We start from the raw sequence: 24590 nt of genomic DNA on the forward strand, positions 1-24590 counted from the left end.
TTTATACAGCTTTATTTTCACGGTTGCCAACGACTTTATGATATCAGAACAAAGAAACCAGCAGCGCCATCGGAAAACTAAACGGCCAGGTGGCGCCGATTAGCAGCGCGGCCAGCAGGCGAATCAAACGGCTTTCTTTTGTTAAGAACCAGCTAATTATTGCGCAAATACATCCCATAATTGCGTAAAAAAACAGCATTTTTTGGTAGAGGGTCATTCTTACTTATTCCTTCCCTGATAAGCCCGCACTCAGGGTACGCCACTGCCTGCAAAATCACACAATGAATAACGTGATTAATCCGCAGAAAACAACCAATTCAGCCTTGTCTGATAGCACTTCTTTTCGCCTCGTACTATACCTGTAGAGGCTTACTCATAAAGGTGGCGTTATGGATGTTTCCAGCAAAACCGTAATTCTGATTAATGTCGGCGTAGCTTTCGCGCTTATCAGCCTGTTATCTGTTCGTTTTGGTTGGTTTTACTGATTATTTTCAGCAAAGAAACCTAAAAAAGCAGCCTCTGCGGGCTGCTTTTTTACGATTTAATCGGGGCGCTCTTATCCGCGCCGGTATGGCTCAGGGCCTGTCTCACCGCAATGGCCTTGAGATTCTCAGGGTTGTAAGCCGGCAGTAGATTAATTTTTTCACTATCCCACTCAGCAGCTATGCAGACGGGTTCGCTGGCACCCTGTTTTTCACAACCGCTAATACGCTGGGCAGGTAAATTGCCATAGAGAATTGTCGTGGCGCAGGCCATCGACAGAAAGAATGCTAATTTTTTCAAAACAAGATCAACGTCAAAGTAACAAATTATGACAAATGTTCGCATGAGCCCGCCTGTAAAGTCAAACCACAAACCCTCTTTTACCCCTTAGAGAGAGTGAATCAAGGGTGATTTCATAACATGCCATCTACATTCCTTGTGCATAATAAAAAATCGCCTCGCGGTAAGCTGTCACGACCCATTTTAACTTCAACAAGTTATTGCGTGAGCTGGATGATTTATCACCTTTAACTCTCCAGGAATAAAATCTGATGCTGTTAAATAAAAAATGAAATTAATGTTTGCGGTCTTACCAGGTGATGCCAGCACACGATGCAAAATAAAAAGAGTGTATAAGAATAAACCTAAAAAAACTGAATATACGCTACGAAGAATTAAGTATAAGAAATGAAAAAACGCTTAGCCATTGACTAAAAATGCGAAAATCATTAAATACGCAATCTTTGTGCAAGTAATAAAATGGCACATAATTCATTGTTTTTTATAACGTTTATAAGCATGACCTGTATTTTCAACAGTGCTATTCGACGCCTTCTCATGCAAATACCGTTTGCGTTATTGCTCGTTAGAAATTACATTCGTCACTTCATATTATTCCTGTCTTTTGTTTTTTCTCATTTTATTTTGGGGTGGTTCATGTCCGGAATTATTGTGCTAATTGTGGCATTTATACTCCTGGTAATTGCAGCGTATAATCTGGTGTCTTACATTCGCGACCGTCGCCAGTCTAGCCTGCCGACTAAAAAATCAAAGCGATAGTTCCACGCGTTACTCGCAAATCGTGCAGCCATGACAGAAATTTTTTGTCATGGCGACGTTTCGCCGCAGGAAATAACACCACGATTTCCATGGGAATAAATTGTTTCAACCGCGTAGGTCCTCTTTTGCCGGCGGCATCTGACCGGGTAAGTACGGACGCAAACAAAAAACCCCTGTATTCAATACAGGGGTTTAATGTGCTTTGCCGTTTGCGGTGAATAATTAATCAACACCGCTTCTCTGTCTGTCCGCGTTGAACGGCATGTTACGCGCCCCACCCGGCGCTTATCTCCGGCACTCATTCTGGCTTAGCTCTTGAAGGGGCATAAGAATACTCTCATATTTTTACCCATTTGTTTTAACAATAACTGCCATTGTGATTATTAGCAGACTAATGCACGCAATGCGTGATTATCTCATCCGTAACAAGCCATAAAAAAAGGTCGCCCTGGCGACCTTTGATCTTTCACATCAGCTTTATCCTGACGTCGTACCCGTCAAGTCCCGACATGGTTTCATGAGGTATAAATTCGATCTCAGAGACTTCTTTACCCGTTTTCTTGCGCAGTTCTGCGACTTTTTTACTAATCAGCGCCGAGATCTCTTCTTCAGCTTTCCGAGTCAGCTCTTCGCTTTTCATTGGTCAATTCTCCTTGAATATCACGATGTCGTCCGGCAATGGGGTTGTCATGCCTTATCGAAAAGGCAACCCTAACCTATTATAAATAAAAGGTTATCCTCATTGAAGTTCTATTCGAAACCTCTTTATTGCATTCGTCCTGAACTCTTTGATTAATGGCCAATGATGCGAATGACTAAGGCGCCCTCCTGCGGTGCTGGGCGTTGCTCGTCAGGAGCAGACATGGCTCATCATAAGAGGTGTATTATGGCCTTTACCGAACATGCCGGCGCCCTCTTCAGGCGTACCGGCACTCGGTTCGTCCAGCAAGATAGCGATATGGTCGAACTGCATGTTGCGAGCGATCCACGAATGCTTCCTGTCCATCGACTCACCGGACTTTTTCTCTTTGTTGGTGAGCAGCCCGGTAGAAAGGTGAATCGGGTCGTCACCATCCACCAGGTAATCGTCCAGGATGGTCTGAACAATGTTTAGCAGGTCAGCCAGCTCCTGCGGCGACATGTCGTAGATTAACCGCCCGGCATTGGCCTGGCAGAGCTCCTGCTCTACCAGTGCGCAGAATTCGAGGTCACATCGACCTCATTTGCCGGATGATAGCGATGTATGGGTGGACGTTTTCAGAGCTATGGATGGAATGGCCGACGTTCAGTTGACACAGCCTTTTCCTTCTCTTGCTGAGTTACAACAAAAAAAAAGCAACTTGAGTAGCTGTAGCTATTATTTAGTGAAACCAGCAATGCATCATGTGGCATGACATGCCTGGTTTTCTCCTGGTGAACAACTATCTCTTGGGTAGGAATTATGATGAATACAATCACATTTAAGACATCAGACGGGCCTGACGTATCGTTTATTGGTCAATTTGTTGCAGATGATACTGAACAAAGTGTGACCACGGCAATTTACGATACACAAAGTGGAAACTGGTTTGTAGCAATAACAAACTCCAGCAACATCTTGATTGTTTATCGAGTTATTGAAAATAAATCAGTGAGTGACCTTATCGATTTCCTTGGGCATACCGACGGCGCAGAACGCCTTTATAAGAAACTTGGAATCGACACTACTCAACATCCAGATTAATGGAATATTCTTTTACTTCTATTAACTAGCAACCTTATGCAGCTCTGATAATTATACTTTGTCCCATTAGAGAGCCACCTCTGGTATAAGCATCTCTGCAATCCGCACCATTCACCTTTAGGGATCTTCCGACATACTGATTATGTCCTCTGAGAAGATCACCATGCGTAAAGCCCGATTCACCGAACACCAGATCATTGCCGTTCTGAAGTCCGCCGAAGCCGGACGTACCGTTAAGGATGTCTGCCGTGAAGCCTGTATCTCAGAAGCCAGTTATTACAACTGGAAAGCGAAGTCTGGCAGTATGGAAGCTTCTGATATCAAAAAGATAAAAGATCTTGAGGACGAAAATCGTCGTCTCAAACAGATGTTTGCCGATCTCAGTCTTAAATGCCGGGCCCTGAAAGACGTTATCGAAAAAAGCTTTAAAACCAACGATAAAGCGTGAACTTCAGCTATCTGACGGCGCAATTTGCCATGAGTTTACGCCAGGCCTGCAGGACATTATCACTGAGCAAGGCAGTGTATTTTTACCAGCCCGATACCCGGCGCGATGAACCGGTGATCCAGGTGCTGACTGAGCTGGCAGAGCGCTATCCGCACTACGGTTTTAAGACGCTCTTCCAGTTGCTACACAGGCAGGGTAAGGCCTGGATCCATAAACGCGTTCACCGCATTGACCGTCTTCCGAAACCTTTACGGGACTGGATATGCGGCTCGTAGCGGTAGCTCTGTAGATACGTTTTCAGCCAGCCTGCTTCGTAGCCTTTGTCCAGGCAGAGTCTGAGTTTTTGTCCCGGACGCCCCGTCTGAAGGGCATCGAGCGTATCCGCCATCTGCTGCCTGTCATTCTTTTAATTAAAAATATAATTATTTGAAGTTATCTTAGATCGATGGTGGAGGGATGTGATGGTTGGTGAAATATGATGTGTTTTTCTGACGTTATGATTATTTTTTCTTTTGTGTTTGAGTTCTCTGACATTCATGCCTGATCGTCATTTTGTATTTTTTACTGCAGCTCAATGTGTTTGTGCAGATGTGACGGTTTTTTTGAGGTTAGAGCGGGTGAATGTGCTGATTGAAAAGACAAAATATAATTTTAATTAAAGTCCTTGGGCTGGTTGGCTATTATCTCGGTGCTAAATATTAAAATTTTTAATACTCAATGCACGGTGGCGATGGTGCCGCAGACGGTGGTCCCGACTTGGGGTGCGGCGGTGAAGGTGAGCTACCAGACCAGCGTCGGAATCAGGGCGCTGATGGTACTGAACCGCGCCGATGGTCAGGCGGTGCCGTTTGGTGCGGCTGTGACGCTGGCGGGGAACCGTGAGGAGCAGGGTTACATCGTTGGTGACGGTGGTCAGGTCTATCTGACAGGCCTGGCGCCGCAGGGCGAGTTGGATGTCCGCTGGGTAAAGGGGCCGGGCAGCAGTGCCGTGCGGCATTTCGTTTGCCTGATGAGACGATGGCTTCGGGAATACGCAGCCTGACGGCGCAGTGTTTATAATTTAAGGATATCATGATGCGTATAATTAAATGGATGGCGTTGTTGTTTTTATTGGCACCGGGTGTGTCTCAGGCCGTTGTATGCAACGTTTCACGTGTAGGTTATGACAGTGCAACTCTGTCAGGAACAATTACGGTACCTCGTACTGTTGAGCCTGGTGATGCCATTGGGGGCTCATATTTATTGTCGGCTAGCGGTACTAACGGATACGTTACTTCCTGTAGCGGAAAACCTCCTTTATATTTGGTTTTTTCCAGTACTCAAACACCATCGCCTTTTGCTGGTATATACGAAACAAATATTCGCGGTGTCGGTGTAAAGGTCTGGAGTACTTTTGTAGGCCAAGGAGGTAGTGGAAATACTATTGTTGGTAATTCTCCAGTATATTGGTATTCGCATTATGATAGCGGTGGTTTTCTTGGGTCTACAGCATATATGAGGGTGCAGTTTTATGCCACAGCTAGTGATATTGGGCGAGGAAATATTTCTTTTCCCTCTCCTTTCGTCACGGCACGGGCAGGCGATCAACTGGTAATGTATTCTAACTTGTCAATTAATTCTTCTCTCAAAATCGTACCTGAAAAAGGATGCTCAGTAACCAACCCCAACCAGACCGTCACATTATTAGATGTCAAAACCACGGCGTTAAAAAACAATGCCGGTAGGTATCCTGACGGGAAAGACTTCAATATCGGACTCAGCTGCACGCCAGAGACCAAAGTCTCGATGAAGTTTGAAGGTGCCACCATGGCAGGGCATGGCGATGTGCTGGCGAATCAGAGCACCGATACAGATGCTGCGGGTAACTCAGTCGGCATACAGATGATGTATGGCGATAATCCCGTCACTCTGGGGCAGACCTTCCTGGCGGTTGCTGATGCAACAAATGCAGAGACGTTGCCTTTCAAAGCGCATTATTACTATAACGGCGGAGCGAATATACAGAGTGGCGATGTTACCTCCTCGACCACATTTACCTTTAGCTACCAGTAAGCAATTCATACCGCGTTGCCAGAGTATCCGTGCCCCGAGGTGTTTACGTCGGGGATACGGGACCTTTGGCGGGGCAAAAGAACCGAGTCAATGCCGTGGCAAGAGATCAGCATGGGCAGATTTCAGGATTTTGCTATTCAGCGAAACGTCTTGCAATTAAAAACAGGTATCATATGTAGGTAAATAACCGGAGTGTTGAATTTGTCCCGTTCGATTTTAATGTTTGCGGAAAATGAATATCTGACCGAAACGGTAATCAAATCGCTCTGCTCAACCAGAATTTTGACTTTAATGCCCCACAGATGCCCCATAAGAAAATGGCTGTATTGTAATAATTATACATTACAGCCACTTATCACTTTATCAGTGCTTTATCATCACATGGCGCACGACGGTATAGTCTTCCAGACCATACATTGACATGTCCTTCCCATAGCCGGAGAGCTTCTGCCCGCCGTGTGGCATCTCACTGACCAGCATAAAGTGGGTATTCACCCAGGTGCAGCCGTACTGTAAGCGCGCGCTCAGACGATGAGCGCGGCCCACATCGCGGGTCCAAACCGATGAAGCCAGTCCGTACTGGGAATCATTGGCCCATTCCAGCACCTGATCTTCATCGCTGAATGACGTGACGCTGACCACCGGGCCAAAGACTTCCCGCTGCACAATATCATCATCTTGCTGTGCGCCTGCCAGCAGCGTCGGCTGATAGAAATACCCCTTGCCCTCCGCCCGGCTTCCACCGGTCACCACCTGAATATGCGGCAACGCACGCGCGGCCTCAACGGCGGCACTGACCCTCTCCAGGTGCGCCTGTGAACTCAGCGGCCCCAGTTCGGTGGACGAGTCGTCCGGCGGGCCCATTTTCAGACTGGCAACGGCGGCGCCCAGGCGCTCCACCAGTTGGTCGTAGACACCCTGTTGAGCATAGATACGACAGGCGGCGGTACAATCCTGACCGGCGTTGTAAAAACCGAAGGTCTTCACCCCTTCTACCACCGCATCAATATCCGCATCGTCAAACACGATCACCGGCGCTTTTCCGCCCAGTTCCATGTGCGTGCGTTTTACCGAGGAGGCCGTATGACCGATAATATGTGCGCCGGTGGCAATCGATCCGGTCAGCGACACCATACGTACTTTCGGGTGACCGGTCAGCGGGTCCCCGACGGTTTTCCCCCGACCGAACAGCACATTCAGAACCCCTGCCGGGAAAATATCCCTGGCCAGTTCGGCCAGTTTCAACGCCGTCAGCGGCGTGATTTCCGACGGTTTTATCACCACGCAGTTACCGGCCGCCAGCGCCGGCGCCAGCTTCCACGCCGCCATCATTAACGGATAGTTCCACGGGGCGATAGAGGCGACCACGCCAACCGGATCCCGGCGGATCATCGAAGTGTGGCCTTCCAGGTATTCACCGGCTGCCATGCCCGGCAAGCAGCGCGCCGCCCCGGCGAAAAAGCGAAACACATCGGCGACAGCGGGCAGTTCGTCATTTATCACGCAGTGCAGCGGCTTACCGCAGTTTAAGGATTCCAGCTTCGCCAGCGTTTTAGCGTGATCGGTAATCGTCTCTGCCAGCTTTAACAGGTAGTCAGCCCGGGTTTTCGGCGTCGTCTGGCTCCAGCTGACAAAGGCCCGATCGGCAGCCTCAACGGCCGCATTCACCTGGGCCTCCGTGGCCTCCGCAATTTCCAGAATAACTTCGCCATTAGCAGGATTGAATACCGGCACCATCTCGCCTTCACCCGCCACTAACTCACCGTTAATCAAAAGGTTATGTTGCATAGCATTATCCTGTAGATAGATATTATTTGCCGTTTTCAGCGTTGTTTATGTCACCGTCACGGGTTAGCCACCAGGCTCCCAAAATCGGTATCGTCGTTACCAGCATCACCAGCAGCGCAACCACGTTGGTTATCGGTACATCGCGCGGGCGGCCCAGCTGATTCAGCAGCCACAGCGGCAGCGTACGTTCATGCCCGGCGGTAAAGGTGGTTACGATAATTTCATCAAACGATAAGGCGAACGCCAGCATTCCCCCGGCCAGCATCGCCGATCCCAGATTCGGGAGCACTACATAGCGAAAGGTCTGCCAGCCCGTTGCGCCTAAATCCATAGAGGCCTCCACCAGACTCCACGAAGTCCGGCGAAAACGCGCAATAACGTTGTTAAAAACCACCACCACGCAAAACGTGGCATGACCTACCACGATAGTAAGCAGGCCTGGCTCAAGATTGATGGCGTTAAAAGCCGTCAGCAACGCCAGCCCGGTGATAATTCCCGGCAGCGCAATCGGCAACAGTAGGAGTAACGACACCGCGCTCTTACCAAAAAACGTGCTGCGCCATAATGCGCCTGCAGCCAGCGTGCCAAGTACCAGTGCGATAGCCGTCGACATGGCGGCAATTTTAAGTGACAACGTCACGGCTTCGATAATATCGCTGCGCCCGGCAGCCTCGCTGAACCAGCGGAGAGTCAGGCCCTGAGGCGGAAAACTAAAGGCGGCATCTTCGGTATTAAACGCATACAGCGCGATAATCACCAACGGGAAATGGAGAAAGATAACCCCGCCCCAGGTTGCCACTTTCAGGAACAGCGGTGCGCGTTCAGAGTGCATCAAACGCTCCCAGACGTTTCACAAACGCCAGATAAAGGGCGATCAGGACAATCGGCACCAGGGTAAACGCAGCCGCCATCGGCATATTGCCGATAGCCCCCTGCTGGGAATAGACCATGTTGCCGATAAAGAAGCCGGGCGGCCCCACCAGCTGGGGCACGATAAAGTCCCCCAGCGTCAGGGAGAAGGTAAAAATAGAACCGGCGGCAATACCGGGGATTGCCAGAGGTAATACCACATAGCGGAAGGTCTGCCGCGGGCGGGCACCCAGATCGGCGGAGGCCTGCAGCAGCGACGGCGGCAGGCGTTCCAGCGCCGCCTGCACCGGCAGGATCATAAACGGCAGCCAGATATAGACAAACACCAGAAAACGCCCCAGACCAGAGGTCGACAGCGTATTTCCGCCTACTGCGGGAATCGTCAGCACCAGGTTCAGTATGCCCTCCAGCCCCAGATGCCCCAGGAACCACTGTGCCACGCCATCTTTTGCCAGCAGCAGCGTCCAGGCGTAAGCCTTAACGATATAGCTCGCCCACATCGGCAGCATGACGGCAATATAGAAGAAGGCTTTCATTTTGCCGCGGGTATAGCGGGCCATATACCACGACATCGGCAGCGCCAGCACGGCGCTGGCAATCGTCACCGATAGAGCCATCACCAGCGTGCGGATAATAATGTCGTAGTTTGCCGGGTTAAACAGCGCCTTCAGGTTGGCGAGCGTCAGGTCCGTGGTCACCGACATCGTAAAATCATCAAAGGTATAAACGCTTTGCCAAAGCAACGTCAGCAGCGACCCCAGATAGACAATGCCGAACCACATCAACGGGCCAAGCAACAGCAAAAACAGGCCCAGCGATGGCCTGCGCCAGAAGAGTCCGGACAGGCGCCCGGACGGCGCGCGTGGAATGACCATCGTCATCTCAGCCCCCTTGTTCCAAAGGCACCATCGCCGCGCGTGACCACGACGCCAGTACCGTCTGTCCGGGCTGGGGCGCACTTGAAGCGATACCGCCATCGCTGTTCGCCTGGCTGACCAGTAGCTTATCGCCATCCGCCAGTTTCAGTTCGATGCGCGTAGCCGCGCCCTGATACTGGACGGCCTGCACCACGCCCTGAACCTGCACCTCTCCGCCGCTGTTCAGGCGAATATGCTCCGGGCGCAGCGACCAAACGCCTCGCATCCCGCACAGACGGGCAGCAAGCTCGCTATCAAACACGTTAGCGGTACCGACGAAGCCGGCAACAAAGGCCGTTTTGGGGCGTAGATACAGGTCGTGTGGCGCATCAATCTGCTCGATGCGGCCGTTATTAAAGACCGCCACCCGGTCAGACATCGACAAGGCTTCACCCTGATCGTGGGTGACAAAGATAAAGGTGATCCCCAGTGCCTGCTGGAGCTTTTTCAGTTCCACCTGCATCTGCTCACGCAATTTTAAGTCCAGCGCGCCAAGCGGTTCATCGAGCAGCAGCACCCGAGGCTCATTCACCAGCGCGCGGGCAATCGCCACCCGCTGCCGCTGTCCGCCGGAAAGCTGCGACGGCTTACGGGTATGGACAAACCCTAACGCCACCTTTTCAAGCGCCTCCTGCGCCCGAAAATGGCGATCCTTTTTCCCCATACCTTTAACCATCAGCCCGTAGGCGACGTTATCGAGTATCGACATATGGGGAAACAGCGCATAGTCCTGAAAAACGGTATTCACATCGCGCTGCCAGGGCGGTAGCTCGCTGGCCTTGTGGCCGAAAATAGATATCGCCCCGCCGGAAAGCGCCTCGAACCCGGCTATCAGCCGCAGACAGGTGGTTTTGCCGGAGCCGGACGGCCCCAGCATGGAGAAAAACTCGCCATCACGGATACCCATGTTGACGCCATCCACCGCGCGCACGTCGCCGTAGAAACGAGAGACATTATGAAACTCTACCGCGTACGTCATATTGCGCCTCCGGCCGGTTACTGATTACCCATAATCGCGATATAGTCCTGCGTCCAGCGGCTGTAAGGCACGTATTTCCCCCCTTTGGCAACCGGTGTTTTCCAGAATGCGATTTTTGAGAACTCGTTGTAACCATTGGTTTCACAGCCTTTGTCGCCCAACAGCGTGCTGGCCTTGCAGCCTTGCGGCACCACCGGTAATGAACCAAACCACGCGGCAACATCGCCCTGGACCTTCGGCGTCAGCGACCAGTTCATCCACTTATAGGCACATACCGGGTGTTTGGCGTCGCTATGCAGCATCGTGGTGTCCGCCCAGCCGGTGACGCCCTCTTTCGGGAAGACGGTAGCTATCGGCTGGCCGTCGGCTTTTAACCCGTTGGCCTGGTAGGGCCAGGCGCTGGAGGCCACTACGCCTTCGTTTTTGAAGTCGCTCATCTGAACGGTGGTGTCATGCCAGTAGCGGTGGATTATCTTGCGCTGATCGCGCAGCACCTTCAGCACCGCCTGATACTGCGCCTCGGTCAGCTGATAGGGATCGGTGATCCCCAACTGCGGCTGGGTCGCTTTCACAAACAGCGCAGCATCGGCAATATAGATAGGACCGTCGTAGGCCTGGATACGCCCGGTGTTACTTTTACCATCGGAGAGCTTTTGCTCCACGAAGACCACGTTCCAGCTGTCTGGCGGCGTCGGGAATACTTTCGTGTTGTACATCAGCAGGTTTGGCCCCCACTGGTACGGTGTGCCGTAGACTTTACCGTCGACGTTAAACCAGGCGCCTTTTTCAACACGGGGGTCGAGCGTAGACCAGTTGGGAATCAGTGCCGTATTAATGGGCTGTACGCGTTTGCCCATAATTAAGCGCAGCGAGGCGTCACCCGAGGCGGTGACCAGGTCATACCCTCCTTTTGTCATCAGACTGACCATCTCATCAGAGGTCGCTGCGGTTTTCACGTTCACCTGGCACCCGCTCTCTTTTTCAAATTGGGTGACCCAGTCATAGTTTTTATCCGTCTGGCCGCGCTCGATATAGCCCGGCCAGGCAATAATATCGAGCCGGCCTTCACCTTTATCCAGCGAAACCGGCGGCTCAGCGGCCTGCGCGGTCAGGATAGCCATACCCAGCGCATAGAGGCTGCCACGGGCAATTTTTTTGCTCATTGGGTGTTACTCCTGTCACAATAAAATTAGCGGCAGCCGTGCCGTAAAAATATCTCCCTTAATAACCATAGACGGCGCACTTACGCCCCCCGGAGAAATTTATTCAGGTTGTGACAAGGGGCGCATTCCGCAAAAATCGATAAATACATGGCAACAATATGGATTATAGACAAGGAGTTAGGGGCAGGATACGGCTATGCATATTTCCTATGGTTACGGCCGGTAAAATATTAGCCGGCCGGGTTTGATAATAATATTTAGTTATTTCACGGGCGGATATTCAGCCGCATATAAAACAAACACAGATTTAACTCAGCTGCTCACGAATAAGTTCGCCAAGACGTTTAACCCCTTGCTCTTCTCTTTCCCCCCAGCCCCATGCCGTATTAAAGCGGAAAAATGAAGTCCAGCTGGCGGTGGTCGAGAACATTTTCCCCGGTGCGATACTGATGTTATCGCGTAATGCCCGGGCGCTCAGCTCACCGGCATCGGCCCCTTCCGGCAGTTCCAGCCACAAAAAGTAGCCGCTGTCGCTGTGATGAATCTTCACTTCGGCGGGCAGATGGCGCAGCAGCGCCTGCCAGGCCAGCTGTTTGCGCTCGGCAAGCTGGCGGCGCAGGCGGCGCAGGTGGGCGTCATAGCGCCGGGTCGACAAATAATCGACCAGCGCCATCTGCATCGGTGAACTGGTGGAGAGCGTACTCATTAATTGCAGCTGCTGAATGCGCCGGGCATGTCGGCCCGCGGCCACCCAGCCGATACGAAAGCCAGGTACCAGACATTTTGAAAACGAGCTGCAGTGCAAAGTCATCTCCTGGCGGTCCCAGTATTTGGCGGGCAGCGGCTTTTCACGACCAAAATAGAGTTCGCTGTAAACATCGTCCTCAATCAGTACAACGTTATAGCGGGCCAGCAGCTCGACCAGCTGCGCCTTTTTCGCCGCACTGAGGGTAAAGCCGAGCGGATTTTGTCCATTGGTCATCAGCCAGCAGGCTTTGACCGGGTAGCTCTGTAGCGCCTGCTCCAGCGCGGCTAAATCAATCCCTTCTTTGACATCCGTCGCCACCGACAGCGCTTTCAGGCGCAGTCTTTCCAGCGCCTGTAGCGCTCCGTAAAAGCAGGGATTTTCTACAACTACCCAGTCGCCCGGTTCAGTCACCGCCTGCAGGCTGAGGTTCAATGCTTCCAGGGCCCCGGCGGTAATAACGATTTCATCCGGCGAAATATTCATTCCTTGCAAGGCATAGCGTCGAGCAATCGCATGACGCAATTCATCATTGCCCGGCGGCAAATTCTCAATGACGCTCATGGCGGTCGCGGTTTTACTCACCTGTGCCAGGGATCGGTTAAGCTGCTGGAGCGGAAACAGTCGCGGATCGGGAAAGGCCGAGGCGAACGGCAGCATCGAAGCCCGACGGCTGGCCTGCAGGACCTCAAAGATGTATGTATTGATATCCACCGACTCATCGCGTGTCACCTGCGCTGGCGGGGGCGGCTGGCGCAGTTTGACCGGTTTTGGCGCCACATAGTAACCGGACTGCGGGCGGGCAATAATCCGTCCCTGGCTTTCCAGCAACTGGTAGGCATGACTAACGGTCATAAAGCTCATCCCGCTGCTCACCACCTGTTCACGCAACGAAGGCAGTCTGTCACCGGGTTGCCAGACACCAAGCGCTATCTGCTCGGTCAGCTGCTGTGCGAGCTGCTGATACTTTTTCATAGGAAGTTCCGCACTATTGAGTTTGCCCCTATAGTATATCAGGCATCAATAAATAGCCGTTTATAAAAACTGTTATAGTTCTGCTGCCCTCTCCCTCCGGTTTGCTCGCCTCATGCTCTTTTTTTAGATCCAGAGCTTAACAAATGCGTTACATGTCACACATTGCGCGTAAAGCGACAATAGCGCTTTGACACCCGCCATTCTCCCCTCTAGAGTTCACCCTACAGATTTTAGATTAGAGACTATCTGTAATTCATTAAGATGGTCTCTCATTGCCTTTCCTGTATGTAGCGGCCTTCTTTCGAGTATTGCAAAGGGGACCGCTATGTCTGTTTATAAAAATACAAGCAAAAAAAATATTCGCGGCATTGACGATATTATTCACTTTATCGATTCTCAGCCGAATATTGCCGGTAAGGCCGGTATTATCTGGTGGCTGGCTCTCGGTGGACTATTTTTAGACGCCTTTTCTAATTCAGCATTAAGTGCCGGACTCAATCCGATGACCCGGGATTTACAGCTTAGCGCCACGGAAGTGGCAATGCTGACCTCATTTTCTTCGTGGGTGGCGATTATTTTTAACCCGGTCGGTGGCTGGATTGCCGACCGCTGGGGGCGGGTCACGCCGCTCATTGCCGCCAAAGTCAGCGCCGTTGTCGGCGCCCTTCTCGTCACTTTCTCTCCTGATTTCAATCTGATACTTACCGGACGTTTTTTTGTCGGTATTGCCTATGGGATGGACTTCGCGGTGGCAATGGCGATGCTGGCAGAGTTTACTCCGGCACGCTTTAAAAGCCGACTCAACACCTGGCAAGGAGTGTGGTATGTCGCCGTTTGTTTAAATCTGGTACTGGCGTTGTTATTTTATTCATGGCAGGTCGGCGATACCATCTGGCGCTATTCGGTAGCCGCAACGGCTATCTGCGGTATTATTATTTTATTACTGCAAATACGCTACCTGGTAGAAAGCCCGGTGTGGTTAGCCAGAAAATCGCGCCTCCACGATGCCGTCACGGCCATGCAAAAAATATACGGCGACCGTTTTATTCTCGCCCCCGCCAGTGAACAAAAAGCGATTATTGGTCAGGCGCAAAAAGGGATTAAAAACGTTCTGCTTATTTTCCGCGGCGTCTATTTACCCCGTACCATTCTGGCGTCCACGGTACAAGTTTGTCAGTCCATTCAATACTTCGGCGTCGGCTGGTATCTTCCGGTGATCAGCGCCAGCATGTTTGGGAAAAATTTTGTTTACGCTACGTTAGGTTCACTATTTTTTAACATTTTTGGCATTGTCGGCGGTTTCCTGTCGCCGCTGATTGGTCGCCGTCTGGGCCTGCGCCGTTCCTCTGCTGTCGGCTTTGCCATCGCTTTTCTGGTGCTGCTTACCCTCGGTTTGTACAGCGACAGCATGCCGCTGTGGGCATCGCTGATGGTACCGGCCCTGTTTATTCTGTTTCATTCCGGCGGCCCGGGAGCGAACGGCAAGAGCCTTTCCTCTCTCTCTTTTCGCAGCGAATTACGTGCCGGGGCCAACGGTATCGTAGGTGCGCTGGGGGCCATTGGTGCCGCCATCGGTCTGTTTGTTTTCCCCATCTTTCGCGAGATGTACGGCCTGCAGTCGACCTTTTTGATCATGTCGGCAGTTCCGCTTTTCGCAAGCGTTGTCTGTTTCGTTATCTCCTGGGACCCAACGCGTACCACCATCCAGCCGGATAACGAACCCGGCGCGCCACAATTTACCCCCTCATCCCGTACACACCTGCAACCTGTCGCCCAGGAAACAGGCAGAGGCACAAAATGAATTCACCGCAAAACGTCATTCTGTCAATCGATGAAGGTACTTCCGGCACCCGTGCGGCGGTTGTCGGCCAGGACGGCCAGGTTCACTGCCTGGAATATCACCCGCTTCGGGTATTCAGCCCACGCCACGGCGTAGTGGAACAAGATGCCAACGACATTCTGGCCATCACGCTGGCGGTCTGTCGCAAAACGATTGCCGAGGCGCAAAGCCGCAATATGCGTATCCAGGCGCTGGCTATCGCCACCCAACGTTCCACCGCCGTACTCTGGGATAGCGAAACCGGTCAGGCGCTGGTTCCGGCGATGGTCTGGCAGGATGCGCGCTACGCCCGGACGCTGGCCGACAAAGCCGGTGAATGGAACCAGCCGCTGGTAAGCCATACCGGTCGCCCGGTGGGGATCCGTTCGCCCTACCTGTGGGCCGCCCGCCATATTGCCGATACCCCGGCGATAGCGGCGGCGCATCGGGCCGGACGCCTGATGTTTGGGACAATCGACAGTTGGCTGCTCTGGCAGCTCACCGAAGAGCGTCGCTGCCTGTCAACGCCCACGAATGCAACTTCGGCAGGCGCCTATCAGCTGCGGGAACATCGCTACTATGAACCCTGGCTGACGGAGCTGGCCTTTCCTGCCTCACTGTTGCCGGCTCTGGTCGATGATGGTGAGATGCTCGGCACCACGCGAAAGGCGTTGCTTGGCATCGCCGTGCCGGTCCTGGCCTGCATGGGGGATCAGTTTGCTGGCGCCGTGGGGCTGGGTTGTATTGAGCGTGGCCAGTCTCTGTGTATGCACGGTACCGGCAGTTTTGTCGATCTGCTGGTCGGCGACCGGGTACCCACGCTGCAAGCAGCCTGTGAAAGTACGCTGGTGATGACCGCCAGACGCCAGCGCGGCGTATCCCACTACTCTGTCGAAACTTTCGTCCCGACCAGTGGTTCAGCCCTCAACTGGATATGTGAAAACCTGGGCTGGTTCGACACACCGGAGCAAATAAGTGAGCTTGCGGCACAGGCTGCCTCTTCTGGCGGTGTCAGCTTTATTCCGGCGTTAACCGGATTACGGGTACCGGTGCTCCAGCCGCAGGCGCGCGCCTCGCTAAACGGTATTTCTATCTCAAGTACCCGCGCGCAAATAGCCCGGGCGATTCTCGAAGGGATCGCCCATTCGGTCGCCGCCTGCATCCGGGCCAATGAACAGGCCACCGGCCTCAGCGTCGGTGAGCTGGTGGTCGGCGGAGGGATGTCCAACAGCGACAGCCTGATGCAAATCCAGGCCGACCTGAGCGGCATTCCGGTACTCAGAATGGCCGAAACGGCCCGCGCCAGCCTGCGCGGCGCGGCGTTTCTTGCAGGTTCCAGCGGCCTGCTCTGGGATTCACTCCCCGAAGCCTGCCGTACGGTACGCATTACCCGTCGTTTTATCCCGACCATTGATGGCGAACGCCGTCAGCAGCAGCGGACCCTCTGGGAGAGCCGTATCGCCCAGGAGCTGGCAACGGCGTCTATCCCATCTCACATTCAGGAGTAAAGGCGTTGATGAAGTTTTTTCCAACCCGTAAAGCCAACAAAGCGCGCAGTGAGATGTTCGACACCGCTCCGCTGCGCCTGCAACGCGATGAGCAACTCGACCGGCTGGCCAGCGAGACCTTCGATATTTTAATCGTTGGCGGCGGCGTCACCGGCGCCTATACCGCACTGGACGCCAGCCTGCGCGGCTACCGTGTCGCGCTGGTGGAGAAGTGCGATTTTGCCTCCGGTACCTCTTCCAAATCATCAAAGATGGTTCACGGCGGGCTGCGCTATATCGAACAAGGAAATTTGGGACTGGTGCGCCATTCTCTGCTCGAGCGTCAGCGCCTGCGCCGCAACGCCCGTCATCTGGTACAGCGCTTACCTTTTATGTTTCCGGTACTGGATAAAAACGGCATTTTTGATAAGCGCATGGCTTCCGCTTTTGAGAGTCTGCTGTGGACTTACGATCTTGCCGGCGGTTGGCGGGAGGGTATTCTCCACCAAAAACTCACGCCTGCCGAGGTGTTGTCCCACTGCCCGACGCTCAATGAAGAGCAGCTTTCCGGCGGCTTTATGTACTTCGATGCCAGAGTCGATGACGCCCGGCTGACGCTGGCCCTGGTTCGCACCGCCGCGTTTCATGGTGCGGTGGTAGCAAACCATGCCCAGGTCGTCGATACCACCCGCGACGGTCATGGCAAAGTCAACGGCGCACGCGTTCGGGCCGATGACCGTGAAATCGAAGTCAAAGCCCGGGTGGTGATTATGGCGACCGGCGTATGGCTACGCGACTGGGATGGGCAGAAAAAGGGCTCCCCGTCGCCGTTACAAATCCGTCCGGCGAAAGGCGTACATGTTGCGATTCCGTGGATCAAGATCCGCAATGACTGCACGGTCACGATCCCCGTGGCCGGGCGCAAACGCCGTGCCACCATAACCCGCTGGGGTAATGTCTCCTATCTGGGCACCACCGATGAAGATTATCACGGCGATCTGGACGATGTGTGCTGTACCCGGGAAGAGCTGGATTTTCTGCTGGACGGCGCCAATTCTGCGCTGAAAACCCAGCTCACTCCGCAGGATGTTGTGGGCAGCATTGCCGGCTGCCGGCCGCTGGTTGGAAGTGCCGGGGGTAAGACCGTCGAAATGAAGCGCAACCACGAAATTAACGTCGCCCCGGACGGCCTGGTAACCATTGTCGGCGGCAAACTCACCACCTCCCGGCATATGGCAGAGCAGACCGTCGATGTCGCCGCGAAGCTGTTGGGCCGCAAACGCGCCTGCTCAACCAAAAGCGCTTTTTTACTCGGGGCCGCCGGGTACGACCCGCAGGCCATCCTCGCCTCAGGCGGGCTCTCCGCCCATCTCGGCGAACGTTACGGTGCTGAAGCCCATTTTGTCAGCGATCTCATCCACGCCAACCCGGCCTTACAGACGCCGATTATTTCGGGTCTGCCCTACACCGAAGCCGAAGTGGTTTATGCCATTCGCCATGAACTGGCCAGCAGCGTAGACGACATTCTGTCACGTCGTTTGCGCGCACGTCTGATGGCGAGGGATGCCTCGGCCGCAGCGGCGGATCGGGTAGGCGAACTATTACAGCAAGAACTCAACCTGGCACCGGCAGCGGTTGCGCAGCAAATCGCCGCCTACCGGGCAGCCGTTAAACATGAAAAATCCGTTCTTATGGGGAGCTCAGAATGATCAGTAAAGAAGCAATTAAGCGTGGCTATAACCGTGGAAATTATCTTGTCGGTGTTCACACCCCGCCGGGCTGGGCCGCACAACGTAAAACCGAAGGCGGCACGCGCAGCATGCAACGTGACCCTGTCACCGTGAGTGAGGCCATAATTGACCAGCTGCGCACGGTGGCCAACGAAGTACTGACCGCCTGCCACGATGTCGTAAACTGGACCCGCGACTGGTGGGCCGCTTCAATGATAGCCGAAACCGCCGGAAACCCGGCCACCCCGATGGCGGTCATCGTCCGTGTCTCCCGCGTTGAGCAGGTTCAGGACGTGCTCAGAATCGCGCATAGCAACCATCTGCCACTGACGGTGTCCGCCGGTCGTAGCAACGTGACCGGCGCAGCATTACCTGTCCGCGGTGGTATTGTTCTCGACGTCTGTGACCTCAATCAGCTGGTGACGTTTGATCCTGAGAGCCAGATTGTCGAGGTAGAAGCCGGGATGTTTGGCGATATCTTCGAGCAAACCATTCAGCAGGAGTACGGTATGACAATGGGCCACTGGCCCTCCTCGTTTGGCATCAGCACGGTTGGCGGCTGGGTAGCCTGTCGCGGCGCCGGTCAACTGTCGACCCGTTACGGGAAAATTGAAGATATGGTCTATGGCATGGATGTCGTGCTGGCAGACGGGCGCTTAATTACCGTCGGGGGTTCACCGCGCAGCGCAATCGGACCTGATATCCAGCAGCTGTTTATCGGCTCTGAGGGGACGCTGGGCGTTATTGTGCGCGTACGTCTGAAGCTGCATCGCCTGCCCGACTATGGCCGCGCCATCGCCTGGGGCTTCGCCAGCTTTGCCGAAGGCCTCGAAGCCTGCCGGGAGATCCTCCAGCACGGCGCCACCCCGGCAGCCCTGCGTCTGTACGATAACCTCGAAAGCGGCGTCCAGTTTTCCTTGCCGGACACCAACGTCCTGCTGATTGCCGATGAGGGTGAAAAGGAGCTGGTGGACGCGGTGATGGCAATCTCTGCCCGCGTCTGTGAGCAATGCCAGGGACAGCCGCTGGACAGCGCTCCGATATTTGAACGTTGGTTGGATACCCGCTATCTCACCGGGAAAAGCGCCGAAGGGTTTAAGCGCAGCCCCGGTCTGGTGGCCGATACGCTGGAAATGATTGGACGCTGGCGCGATCTGGCCCCGATCTATGAAGAGGTCGTCGCCGCCATTAACGCCGTCCCGGGCACTCTGGCCGGGTCAGCTCATCAGTCCCATGCCTATGTTGATGGCGCCTGCCTCTACTTTTCGCTTCGCGGGGACGTCGCGGTTGACGAACGTGCAGCCTGGTATCGCGCTGCCTGGGATGCGGCAAATGCGGTGCTGATTCGCCACAACGCTTCTCTCAGCCATCATCATGGCGTAGGTTTATTACGTTCGCCTTATATGCAAGCATCGCTAGGTGAAACCCTGGGCGTAATGGCGGATATTAAAGCCGCCCTCGACCCGCACCGCATTCTCAATCCAGGAAAACTGGGCTTGAGCGATGAGTTTGTTTCTCGTCCGGCAGGTCAAGCATGATCAAAAACCTCGGCGCGCAGCTGGCGCGCCACCCGATGATTATGGCGATATACGGCATCGACCAGTTAAAAGTGGCGCTCACCAGCCGGGCGCAGGTCTGCATTATCGCCAATATCGATCTGATTAAGCTTCAGCCGGTGATTACGCTGCTGGCAAAAGCGGATAAGTATGTGATTGTTAACATCGACAGCTGTAGCGGGCTATCGCAGGATAAAGGCGGTATCGATTTTATTGCCGAAACCGGCGCAATGGGGCTGCTTTCCACGCGCCTGCAAACCGTCCAGCGGGCGAAAAAAAGCGGACTGGTCACGATGCAAAAAATTTTTGTCACCGACCGCTCTACCTGGCTTCGCAGCCTCCATGCCCTGGAGCAAAGTGAGCCCGATTATGTACAGCTCATGCCAGCTCCGATGCTGGGCATGCTGCCGCAGGCCGACCGCCAGCGCCTGCCGCCGATCGTCGCTTCGGGTTTTGTCAGTAATGAAGAACAAATCCGTGCCGCGCTCGCCAGTGGCGCAACGGCGGTCTCGAGCAGCGACAGCGCGCTGTGGAACCTCGCACTTTCATCTTAATGACGCGGAATTTTCTATGGGAAATCAACAGCTACAGGTCATCGCCCACTACTATACCCTGCCGGATGAGGCAGAGAACGTGGCAAACGCATTACACGCTCTGGCCGACGCCACGCGCCAGGAGCCGGATAATCTCTCTTATGCCTTCTTCCAGTCCCCCGAAGATCGTCGGCACTTTGTGATCCTCGAACGCTATCGCAGCGCCGGCGGGCTCGATGCACATCGGGCAACATCACACTTTCAGCATCTTGGCATCGAGGTCATTGCGCCACTGCTGGAAAAAAAAGAGGTGGAGAGCTTTTTAGTTCCTGAGCCGGATACCGACAACTAAGGAGTCAGCATGCCCCCATCAGGAAAGGCCTTCACCTTCACCACCGTCGGGACCGTGCTCGTCGAATGGCAAGGCGCTGCGCGGTTGGGTGATATCGTTCAACATTACTTTCAGGCCCGGCGAATTTTACTGGTGACCGACCCCGGCCTGGTCAGTGCCGGTGTGCTGGCCCCCGTAGAGGAATCATTGTCCCGCAGCGGCTTTACGCTGACTCGCTTCGATCAGGTCGTTGCCGACCCACCCGCCGACCTCGCCCTGCGTGCGGCAGAGCGAGCCCGTGAAGCAGGCTGCGACATGGTTATTGGGATCGGCGGCGGTTCTTCGTTGGATGTGGCGAAAATGGCCGCCGTTCTCGCCCCGTCACAGCAGCCGCTCGCCGGGATGTACGGGATTGATCGGGTTGAAGGGACGCGCCTGCCGCTGATGCAGATCCCGACCACTGCCGGAACCGGGTCTGAAGTGACCAATATTGCCATTCTCACCACCGGTGAAAACAGCAAAATGGGCGTGGTGGCACCGCAGTTGTATTGCGATGTGGTCCTGCTCGACGCCCACTTGACGCTCGGTTTACCCCCGGTTCATACCGCGGCGGCGGCTATCGACGCCATGGTACACGCCATCGAAGCCTATACCAGCGCGCATAAAAAAAATCCGCTATCGGATGCGCTGGCCCGCGAAGCGCTGCGGCTGATTAGCCGTCATTTGCTCACCGCCTGTCACCACGGGCAGGATCGCGAGGCGCGCGAGGCGGTCTTGCTCGGGGCGATGCTGGCAGGTCAGGCCTTTGCCAATGCGCCGGTCGCGGCGGTCCATGCGCTTGCTTATCCGCTGGGCGGTCGCTACCACGTGCCCCACGGGCTCTCAAATGCCCTGATGCTGATCCCTGTTTTGCAGTTCAACGCCCCGGTGGCCGGTGTACTGTATGCCGAACTTGCGGCGGCTATCGGGCTGGAAACCTGCGGCGACGTCCAGGGGGATACGGCGGCATTTATCGCTGAAATGACTCGTCTCATCGTCGCCAGCGGCGCGCCTCAGCGCTTACGGGATGTCGGGGTCGATGAAGCGCAGCTGCCGCTACTCGCGCAGGATGCCATGCAACAAACCCGGCTGTTGGTCAATAATCCGCTGGCGCTTAACGAAGACGATGCGCTGCGGCTTTATCAGCAGGTCTTTTAAGTCTTCCGCGTCACGCGCTTGCTACCGCAGGACGTGACGCGGATTTTTAGCCCGATAAAACCCATAACAGTCAGACAACTGTTATCACAAAAAATAGCCTTTCTGCCTCTGCAACCCAAAACTATCGCCGCCTAAAATTGCGCTGAATCAATTTTCTTGCGGAGTTCTGCATGTTCGGTCTTGATGCATTCCACCTGGCGCGAATTCAATTCGCCTTTACCGTCTCATTTCACATTATCTTTCCGGCGATCACCATCGGGCTGGCCAGCTACCTGGCCGTACTGGAAGGATTGTGGCTGAAGACAAAAAATCCAACCTGGCGCTCGCTGTACCACTTCTGGTCAAAGATTTTCGCCGTTAACTTCGGGATGGGTGTCGTTTCTGGCCTGGTTATGGCCTATCAGTTCGGTACCAACTGGAGCGGCTTTTCTGAATTTGCCGGCAGTATCACCGGCCCGCTGCTGACCTATGAAGTCCTGACCGCTTTCTTCCTGGAAGCAGGATTCCTCGGCGTCATGCTCTTTGGCTGGAACCGCGTTGGCCCAGGCATGCACTTTTTCGCCACCTGCATGGTGGCCCTGGGGACCATCATTTCCACCTTTTGGATCCTCGCGTCTAACAGCTGGATGCAAACGCCGCAGGGGTTCGAAATCGTCAACGGCCAGGTTGTCCCCGTCGACTGGTTCGCGGTCATTTTCAACCCGTCATTCCCGTATCGTCTGTTGCATATGACGGTGGCGGCCTTTCTCAGCAGCGCGCTGTTTGTCGGGGCGTCGGCGGCATGGCATCTGCTACGCGGCAATAATACCCCATCGATTCGCGCGATGTTTTCTATGGCGCTGTGGATGACGCTTATCGTCGCCCCCATCCAGGCGATGATTGGCGATATACACGGCCTGAATACCCTGAAACATCAGCCGGCAAAAATTGCCGCCATCGAAGGACACTGGGAAAACCGTCCCGGCGAACCGACGCCGCTGCTGCTGTTTGGTTGGCCAGATATGGCGCAGGAGCGTACCCGCTACGGGCTTGAGATCCCGGCGCTCGGTAGCCTGATCCTGACCCACAGCCTGGACAAACAGGTTCCAGCGCTGAAAGAATTCGCGCCGCAAGACCGCCCCAACGCCACCATTGTCTTTTGGTCATTCCGCCTGATGGCCGGTCTCGGCATGTTGATGATCCTGCTCGGTACGCTGGCGCTGTGGTTACGCTACCGCCAGCGTTTGTATCAGTCGAAACCCTTCCTGCGCTTCGCACTGTGGATGGGCCCCTCCGGACTGATTGCTATTCTGGCCGGCTGGGTCACCACCGAAGTCGGTCGTCAACCCTGGGTCGTCTATGGCGTACAGCGTACCGCCGATGCCGTCTCCGCCCATGGCGACCTGCATATGACCATCAGCCTGCTGACCTTTTTCGTCGTCTACAGTTCGGTGTTTGGCGTTGGCTACAGCTATATGCTGCGCCTGATCCGCAAAGGGCCGCAGACCTTCAATCCACCGCTATCCGGTACTCCGGCCCGCCCGATCTCTGCGGCAACGGAAGGTTTTCAGCATAAGGAGTCCCGCTAATGGGTATCGATCTCTCGGTTATCTGGTTCGTCATTATCGTTTTCGCCACCCTGATGTACATCGTGATGGATGGCTTCGATTTGGGGATCGGCATCTTGTTTGCGACCACTCGTGATGCCCAGGACCGTGACGTCATGGTCAACAGCGTGGCACCGGTCTGGGACGGCAATGAAACCTGGCTGGTGCTCGGCGGCGCCGGGCTCTTCGGCGCGTTTCCTCTGGCCTACGCGGTGATTATCGATGCGCTGGCGATCCCGCTAACGCTGATGCTCATCGGCCTGATTTTTCGCGGCGTGGCATTCGAATTTCGCTTTCAGGCGACGCCTTCGCACCGCCCGTTCTGGGACTCGGCCTTCCTGGGCGGCTCGGTGCTGGCCACCTTTTCCCAGGGCGTGGTTGTCGGGGCGGTGATTAACGGCTTTTCCGTGAGCGGCCGGGCTTACAGCGGCGGCGTATTCGACTGGCTAACGCCGTTTACCCTGTTCTGCGGCCTGGGGTTAACCATTGCCTATGCGCTGCTGGGGGCCACATGGCTGGTGATGAAAAGTGAAAATCCGCTCCAGGATAAGATGCGTCATACCTCGCGGGCGCTGCTGCTGGCGCTGCTGGCAACTATCGCCATCATCAGCCTGTGGACGCCGCTGGCGCAGCCGGCCATCGCCGCTCGCTGGTTCAACCTGCCTGACCTCTTTTTCCTCCTGCCGGTTCCTCTGCTGGTGGCAGTAATCGGGGCCTGGCTGTGGCGGGACCTGCGCAACCCCGCCCGCCACGCGCTGCCCTTTATCCTGACGCTGGGGCTGGTGTTTCTTGGTTTTAGCGGGCTGGGGATCAGTATCTGGCCGCATATTATTCCGCCGGGGATTACGCTGTGGCAGGCCGCCGCGCCGCCGCAGAGCCAGGGTTTTATGCTGGTGGGCGCACTGCTCATTATCCCGGTTATCCTCGGCTATACCTTCTGGAGCTATTACGTGTTCCGCGGCAAAGTCCAACATGGTGAGGGGTATCATTGATGAATCAGTCACGTCTGAAACAGTTATTATGGATGGTCACGCTCTGGGGTGGAAGCGTGCTGGCGCTGGCCGCAGTGAGTATGCTCTTTCGATTTTTGATGACTGCGGCGGGGCTGAAAGTTTAATTCTGAACGTATAGGATAACTCTGATTAGAAA

The 24590-nt window shown here is 54.5% G+C and carries 24 protein-coding genes and 3 pseudogenes; 16 read left to right on the forward strand and 11 right to left on the reverse strand.

Annotation, left to right across the window (positions count from 1 at the left end; all coding sequences use genetic code 11):
* Positions 1-43: 43 nt before the first annotated feature.
* Complete coding sequence (locus tag ACMYSK_RS07130) at positions 44-217, reverse strand: GhoT/OrtT family toxin (RefSeq protein WP_434641360.1); 174 nt, start codon at positions 215-217, stop codon at positions 44-46.
* A 172-nt stretch (positions 218-389) separates the two neighbouring features.
* Between ACMYSK_RS07130 and yncL the strand changes: the two genes are divergently transcribed.
* Positions 390-485, forward strand: coding sequence for a stress response membrane protein YncL (gene yncL / locus ACMYSK_RS07135; RefSeq protein ID WP_064610873.1), 96 nt, complete (start codon positions 390-392; stop codon positions 483-485).
* Positions 486-534: 49 nt separating this feature from the next.
* Here the strand turns inward: yncL and ACMYSK_RS07140 are convergent, their stop codons facing one another.
* On the reverse strand, positions 535-828 hold the full coding sequence (locus tag ACMYSK_RS07140) for a hypothetical protein (RefSeq protein ID WP_434641361.1): 294 nt from the start codon (positions 826-828) through the stop codon (positions 535-537).
* A 591-nt stretch (positions 829-1419) separates the two neighbouring features.
* On the opposite strand from ACMYSK_RS07140, the gene ACMYSK_RS07145 reads away from it, so the two are divergent.
* Complete coding sequence (locus ACMYSK_RS07145; RefSeq protein ID WP_434641363.1) at positions 1420-1542, forward strand: small membrane protein; 123 nt, start codon at positions 1420-1422, stop codon at positions 1540-1542.
* A 466-nt stretch (positions 1543-2008) separates the two neighbouring features.
* Here ACMYSK_RS07145 and ACMYSK_RS07150 read toward each other — a convergent pair whose 3' ends face one another.
* Together ACMYSK_RS07150 and ACMYSK_RS07155 are read right to left on the reverse strand one after the other, a co-directional pair.
* Positions 2009-2182 carry a GnsA/GnsB family addiction module toxin gene (locus ACMYSK_RS07150; RefSeq protein ID WP_434641364.1) on the reverse strand — a complete coding sequence of 58 codons (174 nt, stop codon included), beginning with the start codon at positions 2180-2182 and terminating at the stop codon, positions 2009-2011.
* A gap of 258 nt (positions 2183-2440) precedes the next feature.
* Positions 2441-2608 (reverse strand): annotated as a pseudogene (locus tag ACMYSK_RS07155) (DUF2213 domain-containing protein); the annotation flags it as partial.
* 375 nt (positions 2609-2983) lie between these two features.
* Here ACMYSK_RS07155 and ACMYSK_RS07160 point away from each other — a divergent pair.
* Positions 2984-3265: a hypothetical protein gene (locus tag ACMYSK_RS07160; RefSeq protein WP_434641366.1), complete on the forward strand. Its 282-nt coding sequence runs from the start codon at positions 2984-2986 to the stop codon at positions 3263-3265.
* A 163-nt stretch (positions 3266-3428) separates the two neighbouring features.
* Positions 3429-3943 (forward strand): annotated as a pseudogene (locus tag ACMYSK_RS07165) (transposase); the annotation flags it as partial.
* Positions 3944-3960: 17 nt separating this feature from the next.
* Here the strand turns inward: ACMYSK_RS07165 and ACMYSK_RS07170 are convergent.
* Positions 3961-4104, reverse strand: a pseudogene (locus ACMYSK_RS07170) (IS5/IS1182 family transposase); the annotation flags it as partial.
* A 297-nt stretch (positions 4105-4401) separates the two neighbouring features.
* Between ACMYSK_RS07170 and ACMYSK_RS07175 the strand changes: the two are divergent.
* Positions 4402-4755: a FimD/PapC C-terminal domain-containing protein gene (locus tag ACMYSK_RS07175; RefSeq protein WP_434641367.1), complete on the forward strand. Its 354-nt coding sequence runs from the start codon at positions 4402-4404 to the stop codon at positions 4753-4755.
* 29 nt (positions 4756-4784) lie between these two features.
* On the forward strand, positions 4785-5765 hold the full coding sequence (locus tag ACMYSK_RS07180) for a fimbrial protein (RefSeq protein WP_434641369.1): 981 nt from the start codon (positions 4785-4787) through the stop codon (positions 5763-5765).
* A gap of 363 nt (positions 5766-6128) precedes the next feature.
* Here ACMYSK_RS07180 and patD read toward each other — a convergent pair whose 3' ends face one another.
* The 6 genes from patD to ACMYSK_RS07210 all read right to left on the reverse strand — a co-directional run bounded on the left by patD (position 6129) and on the right by ACMYSK_RS07210 (position 13202).
* Entirely contained in the window at positions 6129-7553 is a 1425-nt protein-coding gene (patD, locus tag ACMYSK_RS07185) for an aminobutyraldehyde dehydrogenase (RefSeq protein WP_434641371.1), read from the reverse strand.
* 22 nt (positions 7554-7575) lie between these two features.
* Positions 7576-8385, reverse strand: coding sequence for an ABC transporter permease (locus tag ACMYSK_RS07190; protein WP_434641373.1), 810 nt, complete (start codon positions 8383-8385; stop codon positions 7576-7578).
* A complete protein-coding gene (locus tag ACMYSK_RS07195; RefSeq protein WP_434641375.1) occupies positions 8375-9304 on the reverse strand; it encodes an ABC transporter permease in 930 nt (309 codons plus the stop codon). The genes ACMYSK_RS07190 and ACMYSK_RS07195 overlap by 11 nt, the downstream gene beginning before the upstream one ends.
* A 1-nt stretch (position 9305) precedes the next feature.
* On the reverse strand, positions 9306-10319 hold the full coding sequence (locus tag ACMYSK_RS07200; protein WP_434641377.1) for an ABC transporter ATP-binding protein: 1014 nt from the start codon (positions 10317-10319) through the stop codon (positions 9306-9308).
* A 17-nt stretch (positions 10320-10336) separates the two neighbouring features.
* Complete coding sequence (gene ydcS, locus ACMYSK_RS07205; RefSeq protein WP_434641379.1) at positions 10337-11482, reverse strand: putative ABC transporter substrate-binding protein YdcS; 1146 nt, start codon at positions 11480-11482, stop codon at positions 10337-10339.
* A 307-nt stretch (positions 11483-11789) separates the two neighbouring features.
* Positions 11790-13202, reverse strand: a complete 1413-nt coding sequence (locus ACMYSK_RS07210; RefSeq protein WP_434641381.1) for a PLP-dependent aminotransferase family protein — start codon at positions 13200-13202, stop codon at positions 11790-11792.
* 325 nt (positions 13203-13527) lie between these two features.
* On the opposite strand from ACMYSK_RS07210, the gene ACMYSK_RS07215 reads away from it, so the two are divergent.
* From ACMYSK_RS07215 to ACMYSK_RS07260, 10 genes are all read left to right on the forward strand, one after another.
* Positions 13528-15003: an MFS transporter gene (locus ACMYSK_RS07215; RefSeq protein WP_434641383.1), complete on the forward strand. Its 1476-nt coding sequence runs from the start codon at positions 13528-13530 to the stop codon at positions 15001-15003.
* Entirely contained in the window at positions 15000-16529 is a 1530-nt protein-coding gene (locus ACMYSK_RS07220; protein WP_434641386.1) for an FGGY family carbohydrate kinase, read from the forward strand. The genes ACMYSK_RS07215 and ACMYSK_RS07220 overlap by 4 nt, the downstream gene beginning before the upstream one ends.
* Before the next feature lie 8 nt (positions 16530-16537).
* Positions 16538-18217, forward strand: coding sequence for an FAD-dependent oxidoreductase (locus tag ACMYSK_RS07225; RefSeq protein ID WP_434641388.1), 1680 nt, complete (start codon positions 16538-16540; stop codon positions 18215-18217).
* Positions 18214-19776 carry an FAD-binding oxidoreductase gene (locus ACMYSK_RS07230; RefSeq protein WP_434641390.1) on the forward strand — a complete coding sequence of 521 codons (1563 nt, stop codon included), beginning with the start codon at positions 18214-18216 and terminating at the stop codon, positions 19774-19776. Before ACMYSK_RS07225 ends, ACMYSK_RS07230 begins: the two co-directional genes overlap by 4 nt.
* Positions 19773-20348 carry a glycerol-3-phosphate responsive antiterminator gene (locus tag ACMYSK_RS07235; protein ID WP_434641391.1) on the forward strand — a complete coding sequence of 192 codons (576 nt, stop codon included), beginning with the start codon at positions 19773-19775 and terminating at the stop codon, positions 20346-20348. Before ACMYSK_RS07230 ends, ACMYSK_RS07235 begins: the two co-directional genes overlap by 4 nt.
* Positions 20349-20364: 16 nt before the next feature.
* Complete coding sequence (locus tag ACMYSK_RS07240) at positions 20365-20679, forward strand: putative quinol monooxygenase (protein WP_434641393.1); 315 nt, start codon at positions 20365-20367, stop codon at positions 20677-20679.
* Positions 20680-20688: 9 nt separating this feature from the next.
* The gene (locus tag ACMYSK_RS07245; protein WP_434641395.1) at positions 20689-21855 is read left to right on the forward strand and encodes an iron-containing alcohol dehydrogenase; all 1167 of its coding nucleotides are present in this window, start codon (positions 20689-20691) and stop codon (positions 21853-21855) included.
* A 170-nt stretch (positions 21856-22025) separates the two neighbouring features.
* Positions 22026-23423, forward strand: a complete 1398-nt coding sequence (locus tag ACMYSK_RS07250; protein ID WP_434641396.1) for a cytochrome ubiquinol oxidase subunit I — start codon at positions 22026-22028, stop codon at positions 23421-23423.
* Positions 23423-24433: a cytochrome d ubiquinol oxidase subunit II gene (cydB, locus tag ACMYSK_RS07255; protein ID WP_434641397.1), complete on the forward strand. Its 1011-nt coding sequence runs from the start codon at positions 23423-23425 to the stop codon at positions 24431-24433. Before ACMYSK_RS07250 ends, cydB begins: the two co-directional genes overlap by 1 nt.
* Positions 24433-24558, forward strand: coding sequence for a DUF2474 domain-containing protein (locus tag ACMYSK_RS07260; protein ID WP_434641398.1), 126 nt, complete (start codon positions 24433-24435; stop codon positions 24556-24558). Before cydB ends, ACMYSK_RS07260 begins: the two co-directional genes overlap by 1 nt.
* Positions 24559-24590 lie beyond the last annotated feature (32 nt).

The sequence above is a fragment of the Klebsiella sp. I138 genome (genome assembly GCF_051131765.1).
Lineage (GTDB): Bacteria > Pseudomonadota > Gammaproteobacteria > Enterobacterales > Enterobacteriaceae > Klebsiella.

Bases quoted from the DNA above. Each gene is read 5' to 3' on its own strand.
- ACMYSK_RS07220 (WP_434641386.1), top strand. From the start codon at position 15,000: ATGAATTCACCGCAAAACGTCATTCTGTCAATCGATGAAGGTACTTCC.
- yncL (WP_064610873.1), top strand. From the start codon at position 390: ATGGATGTTTCCAGCAAAACCGTAATTCTGATTAATGTCGGCGTAGCT.
- ACMYSK_RS07145 (WP_434641363.1), top strand. From the start codon at position 1,420: ATGTCCGGAATTATTGTGCTAATTGTGGCATTTATACTCCTGGTAATT.
- ACMYSK_RS07245 (WP_434641395.1), top strand. From the start codon at position 20,689: ATGCCCCCATCAGGAAAGGCCTTCACCTTCACCACCGTCGGGACCGTG.
- ACMYSK_RS07140 (WP_434641361.1), bottom strand. From the start codon at position 828: ATGCGAACATTTGTCATAATTTGTTACTTTGACGTTGATCTTGTTTTG.
- ACMYSK_RS07230 (WP_434641390.1), top strand. From the start codon at position 18,214: ATGATCAGTAAAGAAGCAATTAAGCGTGGCTATAACCGTGGAAATTAT.
- ACMYSK_RS07260 (WP_434641398.1), top strand. From the start codon at position 24,433: ATGAATCAGTCACGTCTGAAACAGTTATTATGGATGGTCACGCTCTGG.
- ACMYSK_RS07195 (WP_434641375.1), bottom strand. From the start codon at position 9,304: ATGACGATGGTCATTCCACGCGCGCCGTCCGGGCGCCTGTCCGGACTC.
- ACMYSK_RS07235 (WP_434641391.1), top strand. From the start codon at position 19,773: ATGATCAAAAACCTCGGCGCGCAGCTGGCGCGCCACCCGATGATTATG.
- ACMYSK_RS07130 (WP_434641360.1), bottom strand. From the start codon at position 217: ATGACCCTCTACCAAAAAATGCTGTTTTTTTACGCAATTATGGGATGT.
- ACMYSK_RS07215 (WP_434641383.1), top strand. From the start codon at position 13,528: ATGTCTGTTTATAAAAATACAAGCAAAAAAAATATTCGCGGCATTGAC.
- ACMYSK_RS07160 (WP_434641366.1), top strand. From the start codon at position 2,984: ATGATGAATACAATCACATTTAAGACATCAGACGGGCCTGACGTATCG.
- ACMYSK_RS07225 (WP_434641388.1), top strand. From the start codon at position 16,538: ATGAAGTTTTTTCCAACCCGTAAAGCCAACAAAGCGCGCAGTGAGATG.
- patD (WP_434641371.1), bottom strand. From the start codon at position 7,553: ATGCAACATAACCTTTTGATTAACGGTGAGTTAGTGGCGGGTGAAGGC.
- ACMYSK_RS07250 (WP_434641396.1), top strand. From the start codon at position 22,026: ATGTTCGGTCTTGATGCATTCCACCTGGCGCGAATTCAATTCGCCTTT.
- cydB (WP_434641397.1), top strand. From the start codon at position 23,423: ATGGGTATCGATCTCTCGGTTATCTGGTTCGTCATTATCGTTTTCGCC.
- ACMYSK_RS07180 (WP_434641369.1), top strand. From the start codon at position 4,785: ATGATGCGTATAATTAAATGGATGGCGTTGTTGTTTTTATTGGCACCG.
- ACMYSK_RS07240 (WP_434641393.1), top strand. From the start codon at position 20,365: ATGGGAAATCAACAGCTACAGGTCATCGCCCACTACTATACCCTGCCG.
- ACMYSK_RS07210 (WP_434641381.1), bottom strand. From the start codon at position 13,202: ATGAAAAAGTATCAGCAGCTCGCACAGCAGCTGACCGAGCAGATAGCG.
- ACMYSK_RS07150 (WP_434641364.1), bottom strand. From the start codon at position 2,182: ATGAAAAGCGAAGAGCTGACTCGGAAAGCTGAAGAAGAGATCTCGGCG.
- ACMYSK_RS07200 (WP_434641377.1), bottom strand. From the start codon at position 10,319: ATGACGTACGCGGTAGAGTTTCATAATGTCTCTCGTTTCTACGGCGAC.
- ACMYSK_RS07190 (WP_434641373.1), bottom strand. From the start codon at position 8,385: ATGCACTCTGAACGCGCACCGCTGTTCCTGAAAGTGGCAACCTGGGGC.
- ydcS (WP_434641379.1), bottom strand. From the start codon at position 11,482: ATGAGCAAAAAAATTGCCCGTGGCAGCCTCTATGCGCTGGGTATGGCT.